We start from the raw sequence: 20327 nt of genomic DNA on the forward strand, positions 1-20327 counted from the left end.
GGATTAAATGGCTAAAGAAGACGTAATCGAGATGCAAGGCACGGTCCTTGACACTCTACCAAACACTATGTTCCGTGTTGAACTTGAAAACGGTCACGTTGTGACTGCTCACATCTCTGGCAAGATGCGTAAGAACTACATCCGTATCCTAACGGGTGACAAAGTAACTGTAGAGATGACTCCATACGACCTGTCAAAAGGCCGCATCGTCTTCCGCGCTCGTTAATCTCTGATTTTCGGATGCAATAAAAAACGGAGCAGTTTGCTCCGTTTTTTATTGCATGATTTTTATTTCCGAGTAGGTTCAGACAAACAAAAAGCGCACGATAAAATCGTGCGCTTTTACTTCCCTACGGAGCAATTAATGCATCGCTGCCTCTTTCTCACTCAAATATTCAAATTTAAGTGTGTCATTCACTAGCGTTACTTTCACAGTGCCGCCGTCGACTAGAGAGCCAAACAACAATTCATTAGCCAAAGGTTTCTTAAGTTGCTCTTGGATAACGCGTCCCATTGGGCGAGCACCCATCGCCTTATCATAACCTTTATTCGCTAACCAATGGCGTGCATCTTGCGATACCTCCATTGATACGCCACGAGCATCAAGTTGCACCTGCAGTTCAACAATAAACTTATCAACAACTTGATGGATAACGCTTTCATCAAGGCTGTTAAACCAGATGATGTTATCAAGACGGTTACGGAACTCAGGAGTGAACACCTTCTTAATTTCCGCCATCGCATCGTGACTGTTGTCTTGCTGAATCAAACCAATTGATTTCTTCTCAGTTTCAGCCACACCCGCGTTGGTTGTCATAACGAGGATGACATTACGGAAGTCTGCTTTACGACCGTTGTTGTCCGTTAGCGTACCATTATCCATCACTTGCAATAGCAAATTAAAGATATCTGGATGCGCTTTCTCAATCTCATCGAGTAATACGACTGAATGTGGGTGCTTGATAACAGCGTCTGTCAGCAAACCACCTTGGTCGTAACCGACATAACCAGGAGGCGCACCAATTAAGCGACTCACGGAGTGACGCTCACCATATTCCGACATATCAAAACGAAGTAGCTCGATCCCTAGAAGCTTAGATAGCTGCACCGTCACCTCTGTTTTACCCACCCCAGTAGGGCCAGCAAACAAGAATGAACCAACTGGTTTGTTATCCACGCCCAAACCTGCACGTGTCAGCTTGATCGCTTCGGATAATGCATCAATCGCATTATCTTGACCAAATACCAACATCTTCATCTTGCTATCTAGGTTCTTCAAGATGTCTTTATCTGAAGAAGAAACCGACTTCTCTGGGATTCGTGCCATCTTGGCAACCATCGCTTCGATATCGGCAACACCAACCGTTTTCTTACGGCGGCTTGCAGGAGCAAGACGACTGCGAGCGCCAGCTTCATCAATGACATCAATGGCTTTATCTGGTAAATGACGTTCATTGATGTATTTCGCCGAAAGTTCTACCGCGGCACGCAGTGCTTTATTGGTGTAACGTACTTCATGATGTGCTTCGTACTTCGGCTTCAAGCCCATCAAGATTTTAGTTGTGTCATCCAGAGAAGGTTCTACAACGTCAATCTTTTGGAAGCGACGGGACAACGCACGCTCTTTCTCGAAAATGTTGCTGTATTCTTGGTATGTAGTCGAGCCGATACAACGCAACTTACCGCTACTTAGTAGAGGTTTGATAAGGTTTGCGGCATCAACTTGACCACCAGAAGCCGCACCCGCACCGATGATTGTGTGTATCTCATCGATGAACAAAATTGCATCTTCTTCTTTTTCAAGCTGTTTCAAAATCGCCTTGAAGCGTTTTTCAAAATCACCACGGTACTTAGTACCAGCCAATAGAGAACCAATATCCAATGAGTAAATCACGCTGTTTTGAATAACTTCCGGGACCTGCCCTTCTACAATTCGCCAAGCAAGACCTTCTGCGATGGCTGTTTTACCTACCCCGGCTTCACCCACTAATAATGGGTTATTCTTGCGGCGGCGGCAAAGTACTTGAATAGTGCGCTCTAGCTCTTTATCGCGACCAATCAGTGGATCGATATTGCCATCTTTAGCGACCTGATTAAGGTTAGTCGCAAAGCTTTCCAAACGTTCTTCAGAATTCGGCTCTTCGACACTCTCTGAACTGAACGAATCTGATGATGGGTCTTCGCTTGCACCTGACGCTTTAGTAATACCATGGGAGATAAAGTTAACAATATCTAATCGGGAGATGTCGTTTTTCTTCAGTAGGTAGGCGGCATGCGACTCTTGCTCACTGAAGATCGCCACAAGCACGTTTGCACCTGTTACTTCGTTGCGGCCAGACGACTGTACATGAAAGACGGCGCGTTGTAGCACACGTTGAAAACTCAAAGTCGGCTGGGTTTCACGCGTCTCATCACTGTCTGGGATAAGAGGCGTAGTTTGATCGATGAATATATCGAGTTCGTTACGTAAAGCGTCAAGATCCGCTTTACAAGCTAAAAGGGCTTCCTTAGCTGCATCATTTTCCAATAATGCAAGTAGGAGGTGTTCGACAGTCATAAACTCGTGGCGTTTATCTCGCGCCCGAGCAAATGCACCGTTAAGGCTTGACTCTAGTTCTTTATTTAGCATAAGTACCTCCCGAAAAAACAACTTGGGTTGTTCGAGCAAGTCTTCTTTGTTTACGCTTGCTCCATAGTGCAAAGTAGCGGATGTTCATTTTCCCTTGCGTACATCGTAACTTGCGCTACTTTTGTTTCGGCAATTTCTGCACTGTATGTGCCACAGATTGCCTTTCCTTCATAGTGAATCTTGAGCATGATCTGAGTCGCTTTATCAATGTCATGTGAAAAGAATCGCTCAAGTACCTCTATGACGAAATCCATAGGTGTATAGTCATCATTATTTAGTACAACATTGTACAGCTTAGGTGGCTGAACTTTCGTACTTTCTCGCTCCAGAAGATCAGAGTCCGGAGTGACCCATTCAAAATTTTTACTCATGGCAATTCAAAGATATCGTATCAAAGGGTTGATGTTTTCGACCTATAAAAACAATCTACCACAAGCGTGCAGCGCGGTGTAGTGAGATATGGCACCGAATTCGATCTTTGATCGATAAAAGTTGCTACCTAATATAGAGACTAATGCAGGTCTTGAGGGGGCGCAAATAAAAGATGCTTGTCGATAAGTTACACATTTTTACTTATAAAATAACTTTCTTTTTACCCCCTCCGAGCTATTGCGAAACATCTCTCAGTCTTCTACCGAGATCACACTTCCTAACTGAGAATGGGGTAATTATCACGAAAACTTCATTTTTTATTCAGTTAGAGGATTCATCTATCATAAGCAACACGAACAGTATGGTTTTTCCAGTGAATACTACTTTGCAGGCTAATTGACCAAACTTCCGCGTATATACGAAAAACTGTTTGCAAATTTGTTAATCTCAAAAGTGATTTGTTTTCAATTATGTTTCTGTTTGTTGCTTAATGCTATTGACTGTCGGGATTCATTGACTACAGTGGAAAGTGTTGATGCATAAATCGTCATTTTGAATCCATTTGTTTTTAAGCAGCTTGGTGAATGTGATTTCTCATTGACTAGATGTTTGTTAGCGTTCGCTGACAATAGTAGTACCAGGTTAAAGGTATAACTTGGTTGTTGTAACAACTCAGTAAAAAATGCATGAGGGATGTAAAAGCATGGCTACAGGTACAGTAAAGTGGTTTAACAATGCCAAAGGATTTGGGTTTATTTGTTCAGATGAAGAAGAGGGAGATATCTTTGCCCACTACTCAACTATCCAGATGGACGGTTATCGTACACTGAAAGCAGGCCAACAAGTCTCATACGAGATTGAAAAAGGTCCCAAAGGCTGTCACGCGAGTAGCGTCGTGCCTCTTGAAGGTCAAGCCAAATAATTAGAGCGCTGTCGAAAAATAAAAATATTGCTCTCGAAGCATCATTTTGATGTTCTGAAGAGAAAAATAAACCCGCCAAGATAGCGGGTTTCTTACTATTTGTAGCTTATGAAATGCAGATAGACCACATACAAAGTATTGATAAAATAAGAAACACGTCGAAAGCGACGTGCTCTTTTCATCTATTTTACTTGTTAATGATCGCGTTAAAGGTTTCGCTTGGGCGCATCAACTTAGAAACCAATGCATCGTCTAGCAGGTAGTAACCGCCCAGTTCTCCTTTCACACCCTGTGCGTTGTTTAGCTCAGCGACGATTTTTTCTTCATGCTCTGACAACGCTTTCGCAATCGGTGCAAACTCAGCAGCGAGATCAGCATCGTCTGTTTGCTCGGCAAGTGCTTTCGCCCAGTAAAGTGCGAGGTAGAAATGACTACCGCGATTATCTAATTCGCCCACTTTACGTGATGGAGACTTGTTGGTATCTAAAAACTCACCAGTCGCTTTGTCTAGCGTATCCGCCAAAACTTGCGCTTTCGGGTTGTTTGCCACCACACTTAGATGTTCTAGGGATGCAGCTAGTGCTAAGAACTCACCTAAAGAATCCCAACGAAGGTGATTCTCTTTTTCTACTTGTTGAACATGCTTAGGAGCAGAACCACCAGCACCTGTTTCAAATAGACCACCGCCATTCATCAATGGAACGATAGATAGCATCTTAGCTGACGTACCTAACTCTAGAATTGGGAACAGGTCTGTTAGGTAGTCACGAAGAACGTTACCCGTTACAGAGATAGTATCCAGACCCGCTTTCATACGCTCTAGCGAGTACTTACAAGCATCAACAGGAGATAGGATCTTAATCTCTAGACCATCAGTATCGTGCTCAGGTAAGTAGGTATTTACTTTCTTAATGAGTTCAGCATCGTGCGCACGGTTTTCGTCTAGCCAGAATACGGCTGGAACACCTGTTGCACGTGCGCGAGTCACTGCTAGTTTAACCCAGTCTTGGATTGGTGCGTCCTTCACCTGACACATACGGAAGATATCGCCTTCTTCAACCGCTTGCTCTAACAATACGTTACCCGCAGTATCAACAACGCGAACAGTACCCGCTGCGTCTAGAATGAATGTCTTGTCGTGAGAACCATACTCTTCTGCCTTTTGAGCCATTAAGCCAACGTTAGGCACGCTACCCATAGTGGTCGGGTCAAATGCGCCGTGCTCTTTACAGAAATCAATCACCGCTTGGTAAATACCTGCGTAGCTACGATCTGGTATCATCGCTTTGGTGTCTTTTTGTTTACCATCTGGTCCCCACATTTGACCAGAAGAGCGAAGCATTGCTGGCATAGAAGCGTCTACAATAATGTCGCTTGGTACATGTAAGTTTGTGATACCACGATCAGAGTCAACCATCGCAAGTTCTGGTTGAATTTGGTAAACCGCTTGAATTGCCGCTTCAATTTCTGCTTTTTGCGCTTCAGGTAGAGACTCAATTTTCGAGTAAACATCACCAATGCCATTGTTTACATCAACGCCCAGTTCTTCAAACAGCTTACCGTATTTATCGAAAACGTCTTTGTAGTACACTTTTACTGCATGGCCGAAAATGACTGGGTCAGAAACCTTCATCATCGTCGCTTTCATATGAAGAGACAGCAGCACGTCTTGTGCTTTCGCTTCAGCAATCTCTTTCTCGAAAAATTCAACCAGCGCCTTCTTCTTCATCACTGAAGTGTCAATGACTTCTTTATCTAGTAATGGGAACGCAGACTTGAGCTCTTTAACTGCACCATCATTACCAACAAACTCGATTTTTACCTCTGTTGCACCAGAGATAGTCGTAGACTTTTCGCTACCAAAGAAGTCATTATCTGACATGCTCGCGACATGAGACTTAGACTCTGCTGACCACGCACCCATTGAATGTGGATTTTTCTTCGCGTAGTTCTTAACCGAAGTTGGAGCACGACGATCTGAGTTACCTTCACGAAGTACTGGGTTAACCGCACTACCTTTGATTTTGTCGTAAGCCGCTTTAATCGCTTTCTCTTCGTACGTGCTCGGTTCTTCTGGGTAGTTTGGTAAATCGTAACCTTTCGCCTGAAGCTCTTTAATCGCCGCTTTAAGCTGAGGAACTGAAGCTGAAATGTTAGGTAGCTTGATGATATTTGCTTCTGGAGTTTGAGCTAGTTCACCAAGCTCTGTCAACGCATCGCCAATGCGCTGTTCTTCTTTTAGATGCTCTGGGAAGTTAGCGATAATTCGACCTGCTAGTGAAATATCACGAGTATCTACATTGATGCCAGACGATGCTGTGAATGATTGAATGATTGGTAGTAATGAATAAGTTGCTAGCGCCGGCGCTTCATCAGTGATGGTGTAGATAATTGTAGGTTTTTCTGTAGGCATGAAATTTCCCTATTTTTTAATCAACTTGTTGGCTGATCAACTCAGCGTCTGAGTTGGTTTAATTGACGCATTGCTGCACGTTAGCAGTACATGTCTCCTCACTAACGCCACATGCGGTTCGCACTCTTTGTTGTAGTTTGAAGCTCTGGGCTCTGAATCCATGAGTGCACTGATATAATTAAACAAATAACACGAATTAGTCTATCATTCTGTGCGCGTTTGTTAGTTTTAGGCGCGCAAATCATATCCGATCATGAGAAAACTTAAAACTTTCAAACACAGTTCATTTACATTTTTGCAGGGTAGTTAACATGTCATCTCGTACAGGTCATGAAAAAGGTCGCGGTCGCAATCAATCCCAAACGGGCCGATTTAAACACTCAGGAGCTCGCAATAGCTCAAAGACTCGTACTCAAACAAACCGTCGCCCTGTTCGCTCAGCAAGAAACCAAAAGCCAAAAGTGGATCCAAAAGACCGTAAAGTCATTATATTCAACAAGCCTTACGACACGCTCAGTCAATTTACCGATGGTGATGGTCGCAAAACGTTAGCGGACTATATCCCAGTCAAAGATGTCTATGCGGCTGGCCGATTGGACCGAGACAGCGAAGGTTTGATGGTGCTCACTAACGATGGCATCTTGCAGGCGAAGCTCACGCAGCCAAAGTCAAAATCCCCGAAGACTTATTGGGTTCAAGTCGATGGCGCTCCTCTAGAGCAAGATCTTGAAAAATTGAGAAAGGGAGTAGAGCTAAAAGATGGTATGACCCTACCAGCCGAAGTTGAAGTGATTCCAGAACCACAAGTCTGGGATAGAACCCCTCCTGTTCGTTTTCGCGCAAATATCCCTACCACTTGGTTAGCCATTACCATTATTGAAGGAAGAAATCGTCAGGTGCGTCGCATGACTGCGCACATTGGCTTCCCTACTTTGCGCCTCATTCGTCATTCGATGGGTGATATCGTCCTTAAAGACCTAATGCCTGGTGAATGGAGAGAAATCTCTCTCTAATAGGCAGAAAAGATAAAAGCAGGCTTAAAGCCTGCTTTTTAGATTCGTACTTTTTCAGTTAAGCCCTATCTAATGAACTAAGGGATTACTGCTCAGCAAGCCAGTTTTTAAATGCCTCTTTTTCCGCCGGAGACGCTTTCTGGTACATCGTCTTTAATACATCAACCATTGGGCTGTCGTTCGATGCGACTGTTGAACGGGTATCACTACTCTCAACTCGAGGCTCGATATCACTTACTGATTGTTGATGCTGATTCACAGTTACATAACTAACGGCAACACTCGCGATACCGCCAGCAATATTGTAGTTACGAGATTCTTGAGGGTAATTACGACCAATTTGAACACCATCTGACTCTAATACATCTTCGACCAAAGCAATAGGTTGACCTTTGGTGTCCAGCAGTTGCCAATCTAAAGGTGAGATGTTGTTTTGCGCTTGACGAAGAGTTTTAAACTCTGGTAGTTCAAACTTTAGTTTTTCATTTTCAACATCAAACTTAGCGATGATCACGTCACTGTAAACTGTCTTAAGGTTTTCGTTTGTTTCAAAAGCAGGTTGATATTTGAAGACAATTTGGTTAGTTCCGTCGGGGATCTCAATTGTCTTCTCACTAGAGAAAAGTCCCCCCTCAAGTTTTGGCTTCTCCATATTGACGGCCAGTAACTTCACGTCTTCTGGAACCACTAAAGTCGTTGCAGCATAAAGGTTTGTACTGGCAAGAATAGACAACGCCATTGCCACTTTTAATGATAACTGCATAGAGTTTTTCATCCTTATCTTCATAGTAAAAGACCCAGCATATAGCTGGGTCTTACAATATCAAACTGGGTATTGATTACCAGTAGAAACGTGCACCAACACCGAAGTCAGTTTTAGAATCAGTTTCTGCAGTTGTTTTACCAGCTTCTAGCTTATCACCATCAAAATTGTAACCCGCTTCTGCGAATACGCGAGCCCATTTAGAGAACTTGTATTCAACGCCAGCGTAAAACTTAGATTGGTCGCCATCTTTCTTGCCAGATTTGTCAGAAGATGACATTACTAGCTCGTAGCCAGAGTAAAGTGTTGTTTTAGGAGCTACAGCGAACATGCCTGCTAGAGAGATACCGTGAGAATCGATAGTCTCGTTAGCTGCTTTGTCTTCATTTTCGTTGTAGTAGTACGTAGCACCTAGAGTGTGCTCATCTAGAGCGTATTCAGCAGTTACTTCGAAAGATAGGTTCTCAGTGTTGTTACCTTTAGAAGCAATCTTGTTCTCAGAAGAAAGAACGCCAGCGTGTACAGATAGGTCATTGAAAGACTTACCTACGAATACTTCGCGGATTTCTTCGTTTTGATCTTTCTCACCTAGCGCGTAACCAGCTTTTAGCCAGAATGCGTCATTTTCGTAAGCGTATTTAATTTGAGAAGAGTTGTTCCACGCGTGTCCGTAAAGAAGTGCAGAACCACCGAAGAAGTATGAGTAATCAGCTCCGTAGATGTCATCAGCCCAAGTACCTTCTTTACCAAAACGAAGTGTACCCATATCGCCCATGTCGAAGCCAAAGATGTGACGGCGTACGTATACTGAGTCATCAGTACGCTCGCTTGAATCAGCACCTGCACCGTAGTTGTCACCTAGAGCAACACCGATTTCAACTTCACCTAGAACTTTTAGGTTGTCGTTTACAACGTAAACACCATTTACACCCATACGAGAAGAGCTAGTGTTTAGCTCTGCAGTGTGGTCTGTGCTGTCTAGGAATAGAAGAGTTGGACGTAGCTGACCGTAGAAATCTACAGAACCTTCTTCAGATTTGAATACTTCAGCTGCGTTCACTGAAGTTGCAGACGCAACTACAGCTAGTGCTAATAGAGTTTTTTTCATAATTAATCCACTGCCTTTTCTTAGTTCGGGATATCCTTGTCCGGTTCCCTTTTTTTATATGTTTGAGATAGAGCGTTAACAAAACGTTATACAGCGCCTTCTCAAAATCTGGAGCTAAGAGTGCAAAAGATTATTCTGGCTGTCAAATTTTCTAAATACCAATGTAAAAAAACAAAAATAACATTTAAAAACAATAACTTGAAAAGTTTATCTTTATTTATTCGACGAACATCTAATCAATCCTCTTGATTTTTCATAATTTATAAAACCATTAACAATGAGATTTTAAACCCAAAACAAATACTAAAAAACAAAATATATAGGATAAAAAACCATACAAATATCATATTTGGAGTTTTATATTTTTCATATAATGAAATTAATTTCATTTAGATAAGGTTCAATATTTTTTTGTGAAGAAGATCTACATTCCTCATAAAAGCATTCCGTTTTGTGAACTACTGTACAACTAGTGATGTGTGCTACTATTCGCCTCCAACGCATTTGAGGCCCGTATGCTGACCAGTAACATTCAAAAATCGATTCGTAATAGCTATCAAAACCTGCAAGATCAACTTGATAACTTTGTACCTAGAAGAGCACAAAACTACCTTGTTGCAGAGATTGCAAAAACGCTGTGCGGTCAGTACCACAAATCTAACCGAATACTGGTTGCAGAAGCAGGGACTGGAATTGGTAAGTCGCTCTCCTATCTAATGGCTGCCATCCCCGTGGCTGTACATAACAATAGAAAAGTGGTTATCTCAACGGCGACCGTAGCTCTGCAAGAACAGCTCATAAATAAAGACCTCCCTCTTTTTCGTCGGATTACCGACCGAGAGTTTTCTTTTATTTTGGCAAAAGGCCGTCAACGATATTGTTGTGCAGAAAAACTTGCTTCAGCTTGTGGCGCTGATGGTGGTCAGTTAGCCATGTTCGAAACCAAGCCTAAGCAAAGAGATATAGAGCTGTTGGAAACAATGCATCGCTCTCTTGCGCAAGGTAAGTGGGACGGTGACCGTGATTCTTGGCCTAAAACCATTGATGATAAGCTATGGCAACTGATTGTTAGTGATAAACACAGTTGTAATAACAGCTTACCCGGCCATCGCGGCTGCCCATTCCAAAAAGCGCGCTCAGAGTTGGATAAGAATGATGTCATCATTGCGAACCACTCTCTCGTCATGGCAGACGCAGACTTGGGGGGCGGAGTAATCTTACCTGAGCCAGAAAACACGATATACGTCTTTGACGAGGCACATCACTTGCCTCATGTCGCCCGCGATCATGCTTCAGCATCTGCGAGCTTAAAAGGTGCGGCAGCATGGCTTGAGAAGTTAAATCAGTCGATTAGCAAGTTTTCATCGCTCGCAGACGAGAAGCGCGTAGCTCGATTTCGCAACGACCTTCAAGACGCGGTTCAGAACTTGATACCAGCACTGACTCAACTGCCTAAACAGTTCGATCCAGCTCAATTTGAAGAGAGTATCTACCGCTTTGAGCACGGTGAACTACCAGAATGGCTAGAGAACCAATCCAAAGAGTTAAAGCAGTTCAGTAAAAAAGCAAATCAAAGTGTGGCAAAAATTGCCGACCTTATTGCGGAAAGAGTAAAAGATGGTGAGCTTGCGACAAGATTAGCTGAACCAGCGCTTGCAGAGCTCGGCTTCTACATTCAAAGGTTAGAAAACCTGGCGCAAGTCTGGCACTTGATGGCTGAGCCAACTCGTGAAAAAGGTGCGCCTTTAGCTCGCTGGTTAGAAACCCACCCCGATCGCGAGGGTGATTTCATTGTGAGTGTTTCTCCGCTTGAAATTGGATGGCAACTCGACCAACAAATTTGGAGCAGGTGCATTGGCGCCATTTTAGTTTCCGCAACGATGCGTGCATTAAACTCCTTCCATTACTTTTGCCATCAGGTTGGTATTGATGGAAAACCAGAGTCAGGCACACAGTTTTTAGCGCTTGCGTCACCATTCGATTACCAAAACCAGGCAGAATTGCTCATCCCTGCGATGAAATATGAACCACCAGCGCCTCAATTTACTGAATATCTTATTGAGATATTGCCTAAGTACTTGGAAGACAAGAAAGCCAACTTAGTATTATTCTCATCCTATTGGCAGATGAACCAAGTTGCGAAGGCGCTGTCTTCGGAGTTCATAAAAAAAGGCTGGGCGTTGCAAGTTCAAGGTGAAAGCTCACGTCAAGAAATTCTAAAAAAACATAAAAAGCTAATAGAATCAAATAAAACCAGCATCTTATTTGGTACTGGCAGTTTCTCTGAGGGGCTAGATTTACCTGGCGAATTACTTGAAAACTTGGTGATTACAAAAATTCCATTTGGTGTTCCAACCTCTCCTGTCGAACAGGCTCACTCCGAATATATCGAGAAAAAAGGTGGAAACCCGTTTATGCAAATAACTGTACCTGACGCAAGCAAAAAGCTGATCCAGAGCGTAGGTCGCTTACTGCGTAAAGAGAGAGATTCTGGTAGAGTAACGATTCTTGATCGACGCCTAGTCACTAAGCGATACGGACAAGCCTTAATCGACTCACTACCTCCATTTAAACGTAAAATAGAATATTAGAAGAATCACCATTTATGGAAATGATTGAGCCAACTATGCTGTTGGTGTTGGCGCTTGTCGCTTTTGTCGCTGGATTTATTGATGCAGTTGCCGGTGGTGGTGGCATGCTAACCGTACCTGCTCTACTATCGTTGGGCTTGCCGCCCCATATTGCACTAGGCACCAATAAACTTGCGGCTACCTTTGCCTCTTCTACTGCGGCATTTACGTACTACAAGAAACGTTTATTCAAGCCTCAATGTTGGGGAAGAGCATTTGTTGCGACGCTTGTCGGAGCAACATTAGGTACCCTACTTGTGGACGCGATTAGCACGGATTGGCTAGAAAAAGGGTTACCTCTTGTTATTTTAGCGGCGGCGTTATACACCGTCTTCCATAAAACACCGCACTCTCCTCATCAAAGTCCAATTCCCGAGCCTTGTCCAAAACTTCATAGAAAACAGTACATGCAAGGATTATCCATAGGGTTCTATGACGGGCTCGCAGGGCCTGGTACTGGGGCTTTTTGGACGGTAAGTTCAATGGCTCTGTATCGGCTGAATATCTTGCTCGCCTCTGGCTTAGCAAAAGCAATGAACTTTACCAGCAACTTTACCTCTTTGATCACGTTTGCAGTCCTCGGTCATATCAACTGGGTGCTAGGCTTAACAATGGGGGTATGTTTAATGGCTGGCGCTTTTGTTGGCGCACATTCCGCCATTCGGTTTGGTTCTAAATTCATTCGCCCTGTATTTGTTACTGTCGTCAGTATACTGGCCATAAAATTGGCTTATGACGCATGGTTTGTAGGTTTGTCATGAACATTTCTCAACTCCAGGAAAACCTAGAACAAATGGCGAAGCAAGCCGCTGTTCTTGACCGTCAAAGAGGCGAACACCATGTTCCGCTTTTTGATGAGCGCTTATTTGGTTGTCGCTCTCGCTTACTTACTCCTTGCGTAAAAGAAGCAAAAGCTACGCTGGATGCGATTGTGCGTGAGCAAAATGAAGGTAAGCTCACCGCTTTGCGTGCTGAGTACCTCACTGAACGGTTAGTAGCGCAAATCGGTGCGATTCAACGCGAGATCTCTACCACCAAAATTCGCAAGAATGAGATCAAACATAGCAGCCATTTCCGCAAGCCTATTAACGTGCTTTACCAGGAACTCGCTCAACACCAAGAGTGGGCAAGACGCTTGCGCGAAATGGTGTTAGAAAAAGAACGTGCTGTCGAAACCGCTCCTAGTTTTATGCGTGCCGAGGCTCAGAAAGTGTTGCTAGCGACCGAGCAACGTTTGGCACGTTGTGAGGCAGCGCTTCTGAAACTAGAGAACCAAATTACACATAGGGAAAAACACCAATAATGGCCGATCAACCAACCTCGCCTTTAGATGACGCACCTGAAGAGATCAAATTGGCTGTCGATTTGATCTATTTACTTGAGAGCAATGAGATAGATCCAGAAGTTGCGCTTAACGCTTTGAAGATCGTGCAAAACGACTTAGAAAACAAATTAAAAGCAAAGTAGCCCAACGTTTCGCTCCTTTCACCGAGACTCGTTTTCAGTGCTCTTGCACAATGATACTATTCATAAAAAAGTACGCCCTCAAAAAGGATAAACAATGAAAGTAATCAGCTTTAACATCAATGGACTACGTGCGCGACTGCACCAACTCCAAGCGCTAATCGACAAACACCAACCAGATGTGATTGGCCTTCAGGAAATTAAAGTTCACGATGAAGCATTCCCGATTGAAGCTGTCGAAGCCATGGGCTACAAAGTGTATTTCCATGGTCAAAAAGCGCATTACGGCGTCGCAATGCTTTGTAAGCAAGAACCTCTACACGTACAAAAAGGGTTCCCGACGGATAACGAAGAGCACCAAAAGCGCATGATCATGGCAACGTTTTTAAATGAAAACGGCGAAAAGGTCACGGTGCTAAACGGCTACTTCCCTCAAGGGGATAACATCAGCCACGAAACAAAATTCCCATACAAACGTCAGTTTTATAAAGATCTTATGACCTACCTAAACGATCATCACAATAGTGACGAGCAATTGATTGTTATGGGTGACATCAACATCAGCCCTATTGATGCAGATATCGGTATCGGCGAACCAAACCGTAAGCGTTGGCTAAAAACAGGTAAATGTTCATTCCAACCGGAAGAGCGCGAATGGCTGAAAACCTTGCTAGATTGGGGCTTTGAGGACACCTTCCGCAAGCTATATCCAGAAGTGAACGATCAATTCTCGTGGTTTGATTATCGCTCTCGCGGGTTTGATGATAACCGAGGCCTACGAATTGATGTCATTTTGGCGACCCCTTCTCTCGCGCAAAAATGTATTGACTCGGGGATCGATTATGAATTACGCGGTATTGAAAAACCTTCAGACCACGCTCCAATTTGGTCGACGTTCAAGTAATACATAACTGAGCAATAAGCGGGACTCAACGCTAAGCTTATCCCATGAAAAAGGGAGACTCTGTCTCCCTTTTTCATGCAAGTTACTTTCTACTCAGCTAGTTCAGCGGCCAAACCGTTTGACCATCAACACTGACTGGCGTTTGAGCAAATTCGTTCAGACAGTAGCCGGTATTGCTGCTTGCAAAGTAAGTGAGAGGCATCGGCGGTAGATTCAGCGCCACAACCTGCTGTTTCGCTTTTTCTGTGAACGAGAAGCCCCACATATCTAAATAGCTCGTCATGTCTCGCTGAGAGATGTAGCTCAGAGCAATAAGCAACCAGTCGTTGTTTGAGATGCTATTTGCCTCTTCACGAGAGTAGTTGGTGAAACCAATACTCAATCGTCTCTCATTCCAAAGCGCATCATCCGATTTCAAGCGGTTAAACTCACGTTCAATCAGGTGCAATCGCGCCAATAAATGCCAACCATTTTGCAGTACACCTTCATGCTGCGTCGCCATCATCATTTGAATGTAAACGCGAGCTCCCCAACTCCAACCAGTTTGATTTTGCGCTGCCATGTAAGCGTTTGGATCCGCTTGAGTTCGGCTTGCTTGCAATAATTCAAACTGGCCTTTGAAATCTAAGCTTTGGCAAGTTGAAACTTTCCCCGTATTCTGGAAGAAACGAGACTTACTGTAATACGAGTAGTAATTGGTCGTTGAATGCCCTTCCCAACCAGCAAATCGGAATCGACCTTTTTCCAAGCCATGACCAAGCTCATGTAAATCACCGTGACCGAGTGGGCTGAATGACCAGTAAGCATCGTATGGGTTACCAGAACAGCCGTAACCACACGTCGCTTGGTCAGCGTTCATATGCTTCACCATATCAATATTGGCGATTTCCCAACCTTGATTTTTGGCATACTGGATAATTTCCGGAACCTCATCGATACCCGGCCCTTGGAAACCAGCCAAGACATGTGGGTAGTTATGAACATACTCTTCTGTCGCTAGCGCCATTTCAGCTGGTGTCGACCACATCTCATCGTTGACAGATTCAAGCATTTTGTCACGTTTAGAGTGTACCTCAAATCCAGGCGTGATCAGTTCAGCCCAATCGAACAAATTCGCTTCAAGCTCCTGAATAAACGCATCGTTATCCTTTTCACTTCTCCATACAGGGTGTTGCGCTACATGGCTAAATGTTAGAGCTACTGGTACATCATTATTGTTAAAGTGAACCTGGATAGGCCCGCCATAAGGTGAAGTCAGCGTGATGGTTTCACCCGGCTTCACCTCATAGGCGAAAGAAGTCAGCATTTTTGGTCGCGTGTATCCATCTTTGCTGAACTCATGAGTTGCGCCACTTCTTAAACTGTTGATGACAATTTTAGTCGTCACTTCATTACTGTCATTGCGCGTGACCGTAAAGGTCTCCCCAGGAAGCGCATACACACCAGCAGAGCGGAAGTTACGCTTTGATTCCATATTAATCGTTGCGCTGATTCTCTTTACTTCAGGGCTAAACTCACTACGGCTGAAGTTCCCCATATTTGGTTGTTTTGGGTTTACGCTTCGGCTGTTGTATTGCACGTAATCGGCAAAGTACGACTTTAGGAATTCGGTCGTTTGGGTTGACTGTTTGTCCATTGGGAACACAACCGTTTGACGATAGTGATCAGCCAGCAATACCATGAGTTTTTCGTATTGGTAGCCATCTTGATTAAACAAATCTACTTTTTGTTCATCAAGCTTTTTCAACCGATGGCGAATACTGTTTGCCCCTGCATAAAATTGACTTTCCATATTCGCAGTATCAGGACAAGATTTGTCATCACACTGTGACAAGTCAACATTGAAGTTTTGAGATTCAAAACGAGACAACAGCGCTTGTTGCGTAGCAACAGAGTCTGGCACGAAGTTCATGAGTGATGAAGGCGCCCAATCAACCAAGCCTAACTTACGCCAATAGTTATCTCCCACATAATCAACATGGAATTTTTCCAAAATGTCTCGGCCAAGTTCAGTTAGTCCTCCATCCCAATGCAGGTATAGAACAGGAATTTGGGCTTGCTCAGCGTATGCCAGAGCATCGAGTACTTGTTGGTTGGTGTCGCCAGATTGCAGATGCTGTGACAAGATCAATAAGTTTGGAGTATTGGTTTGCAAGCAGCTAAGTAGCTTCGAACCATCGCATAGGTTGGCCTCGTTAAACGCCAACTCTTGTGAAACATTGTCTTTCAGCCAATTCCGAGTCGCTTGCTCATCAGGGAAGTAATAAGACTGATCCATTTGCGCGATGACAACGTTTGAAGTAGCTCCGCCTGACAACCAAGTGACCAGGTTGCTTAGCCATTGCGTCATCGCTGCATTCGAAGACTCGGGAAAGCGTTGTGCCGTTCTAAATGGGTTACTACCTAATAGCGCATAACGTTGACCATTAGCTTTTTCTCCAGCAACGCCAATTGACAACGCCTGATCTTTATAACCGCTAGCCATGGCCTTGTTGGTCATCAAGATGGTGTCGTTGAACCCATACTGAGGTGCCAAGATCGCTGCATCATGGGTTGGATCCCAATAAAGGCCAGAAAGGTTTTTCGCAATTGCAGATTTGATCGTATTCGACTGTTTCTTGTGCCCTTCCACAACTTGCCGACTTTCTCGAATGAAATCGTTCGGGTCAGAAACGAGCAGTGCATTACCAGTTTCCAGAGCTTGTTGAACTGGAACTGGCGTTGGTTTTACTTGAGCATTAGGTTGTGACTCTCCCTCTCCCCCACCACATCCAGTGGCAACGGCGGCAAGGCCCAACGATAGAATTGTTTTTTTCATTTTTACTTACTAAACAATGGGTTTATCAAATATTAATGTAAGTACATGAATAAAAAGAAATAGTCTTTTGTATCGGTAGGAAAAATAGGAATGAAGATAACAAAATCATCAAAAAGCAATGGTACCCATTTCGATACCATTGCTGACATTAATTATTAACTTAAAGGACGTAGGTATGCCAAGAAGCGCTTTTCTGCCACTTTAAAGCACCACAAGATCATAAACGTCAGTGCCATGTAGAACAGCCCCGCCGTTAGGAAAGATTCAAATGGCGCATAGTAACGTGAGTTAACTAAACGCGCAGCGCCAGTTAGATCCATAATGGTAACGATACCCGCGACCGCACTACCGTGCAGCATGAAAATCACTTCGTTTGAATAAGCTGGTAATGCTCGACGCAGTGCACTAGGCAAGATGATACGTCTGTATGTCATAAACTTACTCATCCCATACGCTTTGGCAGCTTCTACTTCACCTTTGGGCAAGCCATTAATCGCACCACGAATAATTTCTGCTGTATAAGCCGACGTATTAAGAATAAAAGCGACTAAAGCACAAAACCAGGCGTTTTCCCACAAGGTATCTTTCACAGGAAAGAACTGATCCATACCGTAGTAAATCAAATACAACTGGACCAACAACGGCGTTCCACGGAAAAAGTAAATGAATCCCCAAGAAGGTAAGCTAAAGGCATAATTCGTACTATTACGTGCCACGGCTAATGGAATCGAGACACACAAACCGATAACCAACGCTAATCCTACCAGCCAAACTGTCGTCCAAAGTCCCTGAAGATAAGTTGGGAAACTTTCAATAATCAAAGAAAAATCCATAACTTACCTCGCATGAATACTGAACTTACGCTCAACAAGCTTGAGTAGCCCGGTCGAAACGCTGGTAAAAAACAGAAAGATGAGCGCGACAGCCATGTAAAAGGTAAACGGCATTTTCGTCGTACCCGCCGCCAACGAGCTCATTCTCACCATGTCATCCAGGCCGATGATGGAAACTAACGCAGTGGTCTTGAGTAACACTAACCAGTTATTACCAAATCCAGGTAATGCATGACGAATCATCTGAGGCAGTAAGATTCTTCTAAACGATAAGGCTGAGCTCATACCATAAGCTTTCGCCGCTTCTAGTTCACCTTTGTCCACCGCCATGATCGCTCCGCGAAAAGTCTCCGCCATGTAGGCACCAAAGATAAAACCAATCGTGAGTACACCTGCAATAAATGGGCTGACATCAATATAGTCGGGTAAGTAAGACGTCCATTCATGGTTTGGATCACTCGAAGCAAACCACTCATTGAGCGTTTCGTTAATGGAGTACAGGCTATTGTTTAAAAGTATTTGTCCACCAAAGAAAATCAGCATCATCAGAACCAAATCAGGAATGCCGCGAATGACGGTGGTGTAAAGAGTGGCAATCGCCCTTGCCCATTTGTAAGGCGCTAACTTAGCTAATGCGCCAAGCATACCTAAGATCACGGCAAGAAGGAGTGAAAGCACTGCAACTTCTATCGTTACTAAAGCCCCTTTTAAAATCGAAGCTTCGTATCCTTGTAAATCTAGCATAGGTGAGTTCCTAATCCCTAAACTCAAAAAATCGACCGTTGACTACTTCTAGGAACAAGCCAACGGTCGCTTAATTACGGTTTATTCACCGTACACATCGTAGTTAAAGTATTTACCAGCAATTTCTTGATAAACACCTTTCTCACGTAGTGAAATTATCGCCGCGTCCAATTTCTTCGTTAGATCTTTATCTTGTTTACGCACGGCAATACCAAAACCTTCACCGAACCACTTAGGATCGGTCAATGACGGACCAACAAACTCGTACGCGTCGCCGCCCGCTTTATTAAGCACACCTTCTTCTAGAGCAGAGGCGTCTCCCAATACAGCGGCAACACGACCATTGGCTAAATCTAGGTAAGCCTCATCAAAAGAACCGTAACGAACAATCTCTACTTTATCGCCATAGTTATCTGTCAGATATTTGTCGTGTGTTGTTGCACGTTGAACGGCGATTTTCTTGCCATCTAGGTTGTCAAAATCCAGATTCGCACCCTTCTTGGCAATAAATTTGTTTGGAATCAGTGCGTATTTGCCAGTGAAATCGACTTTCTTCTTACGTTCTTCAGTAATAGACATCGCAGCGATGATTGCGTCGTACTTACGCGCTAATAGAGAAGGAATGATGCCATCCCAATCTTGCGCGACAATCTTACATTTCACTTGCATTTCTTCACAAAGCGCGTTGGCCATGTCTACGTCGAAGCCTTTCAGAGAACCATCAGTTTCTGTCCAGCTAAACGGAGGGTAAGCACCCTCAATGCCGAAGCGAACTGTTTTCCATTCTTTCGCTTGAGCGACACCAGATACTGCCGTTGCAGCGATCGTTGCTGCTAATAACCACTTTTTCATTTCCATACTCCTGTGATTGCTATTTTATTTCGTTTTGTTTGTTGTGCTGGCTTAGGAGGCAATAGTCTGCCGCCTAAAAATATTAGTAAATGGATGAGATAAACTGCTGTAATCGTTCTGAATCCGGGTTTGTAAATAGCTTAGCTGGATTTCCCTGTTCTTCCACTAAGCCTTGATGCAAGAACATCACATGGTTTGATACGTCTCGCGCAAATGCCATCTCGTGCGTGACCACCAGCATGGTTCGTCCTTCATCTGCCAAATCTCTCATTACCCCTAATACTTCCCCAACAAGTTCTGGGTCAAGCGCAGAGGTTGGCTCGTCAAACAACATCACTTCAGGGTCAACTGCTAGCGCACGGGCAATAGCGGCACGTTGCTGCTGACCGCCAGATAAGTGCCCAGGATAATAGTCTTTACGCTCATATAGGCCTACTTTCTTAAGCAAGACTTCTGCGTTTTCAATCGCTTGGGCTTTTGGTACGCCTAGAACATGAACAGGGGCTTCAATCACGTTTTCTAGTACTGTCAGGTGTGACCATAAGTTGAAACCTTGGAACACCATCGCTAGACGTGAGCGAATACGTTGCACTTGCTTTTCATTAGCAGGAACGGATTCCCCTGCTCGGTTGTTCTTCATTTGGATTAATTCACCATTCACCCAAATTTCGCCTGCGGTAGGCGTTTCTAGCAAGTTTATACATCTAAGAAAGGTACTCTTACCAGAACCGGAAGAGCCAATGATGGAGATGACATCTCCTTTGTGCGCGGCAAGAGAAATTCCCTTGAGAACTTCATTTTGTCCAAATGTTTTGTGCAGGTCTTTTATATCTAGCGCTGGTACATCATTCATGCGCTCTAC

18 protein-coding genes are annotated in these 20327 nt (G+C 43.9%); 8 read left to right on the plus strand and 10 right to left on the minus strand.

Annotated elements, in window-relative coordinates:
• Positions 1 to 7 precede the first annotated feature (7 nt).
• Entirely contained in the window at positions 8 to 226 is a 219-nt protein-coding gene (gene infA / locus VEA_RS12020) for a translation initiation factor IF-1 (RefSeq protein WP_001040192.1), read from the plus strand.
• A 135-nt stretch (positions 227 to 361) separates the two neighbouring features.
• Here infA and clpA read toward each other — a convergent pair whose 3' ends face one another.
• Entirely contained in the window at positions 362 to 2629 is a 2268-nt protein-coding gene (clpA, locus tag VEA_RS12025; protein WP_005390700.1) for an ATP-dependent Clp protease ATP-binding subunit ClpA, read from the minus strand.
• A 50-nt stretch (positions 2630 to 2679) separates the two neighbouring features.
• On the minus strand, positions 2680 to 3000 hold the full coding sequence (gene clpS, locus VEA_RS12030) for an ATP-dependent Clp protease adapter ClpS (protein ID WP_031780157.1): 321 nt from the start codon (positions 2998 to 3000) through the stop codon (positions 2680 to 2682).
• Positions 3001 to 3704: 704 nt separating this feature from the next.
• Between clpS and cspD the strand changes: the two genes are divergently transcribed.
• Positions 3705 to 3923: a cold shock domain-containing protein CspD gene (gene cspD, locus VEA_RS12035; RefSeq protein WP_005378407.1), complete on the plus strand. Its 219-nt coding sequence runs from the start codon at positions 3705 to 3707 to the stop codon at positions 3921 to 3923.
• A 187-nt stretch (positions 3924 to 4110) separates the two neighbouring features.
• On the opposite strand, the gene VEA_RS12040 is transcribed toward cspD, so the two are convergent.
• Positions 4111 to 6336, minus strand: a complete 2226-nt coding sequence (locus VEA_RS12040) for an NADP-dependent isocitrate dehydrogenase (RefSeq protein ID WP_006742130.1) — start codon at positions 6334 to 6336, stop codon at positions 4111 to 4113.
• A 311-nt stretch (positions 6337 to 6647) separates the two neighbouring features.
• Here VEA_RS12040 and VEA_RS12045 point away from each other — a divergent pair, with 311 nt between their 5' ends.
• Positions 6648 to 7349: a pseudouridine synthase gene (locus VEA_RS12045; RefSeq protein WP_006742131.1), complete on the plus strand. Its 702-nt coding sequence runs from the start codon at positions 6648 to 6650 to the stop codon at positions 7347 to 7349.
• An 85-nt stretch (positions 7350 to 7434) separates the two neighbouring features.
• On the opposite strand, the gene VEA_RS12050 is transcribed toward VEA_RS12045, so the two are convergent.
• Together VEA_RS12050 and VEA_RS12055 are read right to left on the minus strand one after the other, a co-directional pair.
• Positions 7435 to 8112: a DUF2057 family protein gene (locus VEA_RS12050; protein ID WP_012841993.1), complete on the minus strand. Its 678-nt coding sequence runs from the start codon at positions 8110 to 8112 to the stop codon at positions 7435 to 7437.
• 76 nt (positions 8113 to 8188) lie between these two features.
• Positions 8189 to 9220 (minus strand): porin, encoded by a 1032-nt coding sequence (locus tag VEA_RS12055; protein WP_006742133.1) that lies wholly within the window; start codon positions 9218 to 9220, stop codon positions 8189 to 8191.
• 515 nt (positions 9221 to 9735) lie between these two features.
• Here VEA_RS12055 and dinG point away from each other — a divergent pair.
• The 5 genes from dinG to xthA all read left to right on the plus strand — a co-directional run bounded on the left by dinG (position 9736) and on the right by xthA (position 14218).
• A complete protein-coding gene (dinG, locus tag VEA_RS12060; RefSeq protein ID WP_012841994.1) occupies positions 9736 to 11811 on the plus strand; it encodes an ATP-dependent DNA helicase DinG in 2076 nt (691 codons plus the stop codon).
• 14 nt (positions 11812 to 11825) lie between these two features.
• Positions 11826 to 12611, plus strand: a complete 786-nt coding sequence (locus tag VEA_RS12065; protein ID WP_005390688.1) for a sulfite exporter TauE/SafE family protein — start codon at positions 11826 to 11828, stop codon at positions 12609 to 12611.
• The gene (locus tag VEA_RS12070; protein WP_012841995.1) at positions 12608 to 13153 is read left to right on the plus strand and encodes a primosomal replication protein; all 546 of its coding nucleotides are present in this window, start codon (positions 12608 to 12610) and stop codon (positions 13151 to 13153) included. Before VEA_RS12065 ends, VEA_RS12070 begins: the two co-directional genes overlap by 4 nt.
• Positions 13153 to 13317: a pleiotropic regulatory protein RsmS gene (rsmS, locus tag VEA_RS12075; protein ID WP_005378432.1), complete on the plus strand. Its 165-nt coding sequence runs from the start codon at positions 13153 to 13155 to the stop codon at positions 13315 to 13317. Before VEA_RS12070 ends, rsmS begins: the two co-directional genes overlap by 1 nt.
• 94 nt (positions 13318 to 13411) lie before the next feature.
• Entirely contained in the window at positions 13412 to 14218 is an 807-nt protein-coding gene (gene xthA / locus VEA_RS12080) for an exodeoxyribonuclease III (RefSeq protein WP_006742135.1), read from the plus strand.
• Positions 14219 to 14315: 97 nt separating this feature from the next.
• Here the strand turns inward: xthA and VEA_RS12085 are convergent, their stop codons facing one another.
• From VEA_RS12085 to VEA_RS12105, 5 genes are all read right to left on the minus strand, one after another.
• A complete protein-coding gene (locus VEA_RS12085; RefSeq protein WP_012841996.1) occupies positions 14316 to 17036 on the minus strand; it encodes an ImpA family metalloprotease in 2721 nt (906 codons plus the stop codon).
• 155 nt (positions 17037 to 17191) lie between these two features.
• Complete coding sequence (locus VEA_RS12090; protein ID WP_005390676.1) at positions 17192 to 17869, minus strand: ABC transporter permease; 678 nt, start codon at positions 17867 to 17869, stop codon at positions 17192 to 17194.
• Between the two features lie 3 nt (positions 17870 to 17872).
• Complete coding sequence (locus tag VEA_RS12095; RefSeq protein WP_006742137.1) at positions 17873 to 18613, minus strand: ABC transporter permease; 741 nt, start codon at positions 18611 to 18613, stop codon at positions 17873 to 17875.
• 81 nt (positions 18614 to 18694) lie between these two features.
• Entirely contained in the window at positions 18695 to 19465 is a 771-nt protein-coding gene (locus tag VEA_RS12100) for an ABC transporter substrate-binding protein (protein ID WP_012841998.1), read from the minus strand.
• A gap of 82 nt (positions 19466 to 19547) precedes the next feature.
• On the minus strand, positions 19548 to 20318 hold the full coding sequence (locus VEA_RS12105; RefSeq protein ID WP_005378438.1) for an ABC transporter ATP-binding protein: 771 nt from the start codon (positions 20316 to 20318) through the stop codon (positions 19548 to 19550).
• Positions 20319 to 20327: the final 9 nt, after the last annotated feature.

This window comes from Vibrio antiquarius, assembly GCF_000024825.1.
In the GTDB taxonomy this organism is placed as follows: Bacteria; Pseudomonadota; Gammaproteobacteria; order Enterobacterales; family Vibrionaceae; genus Vibrio; species Vibrio diabolicus.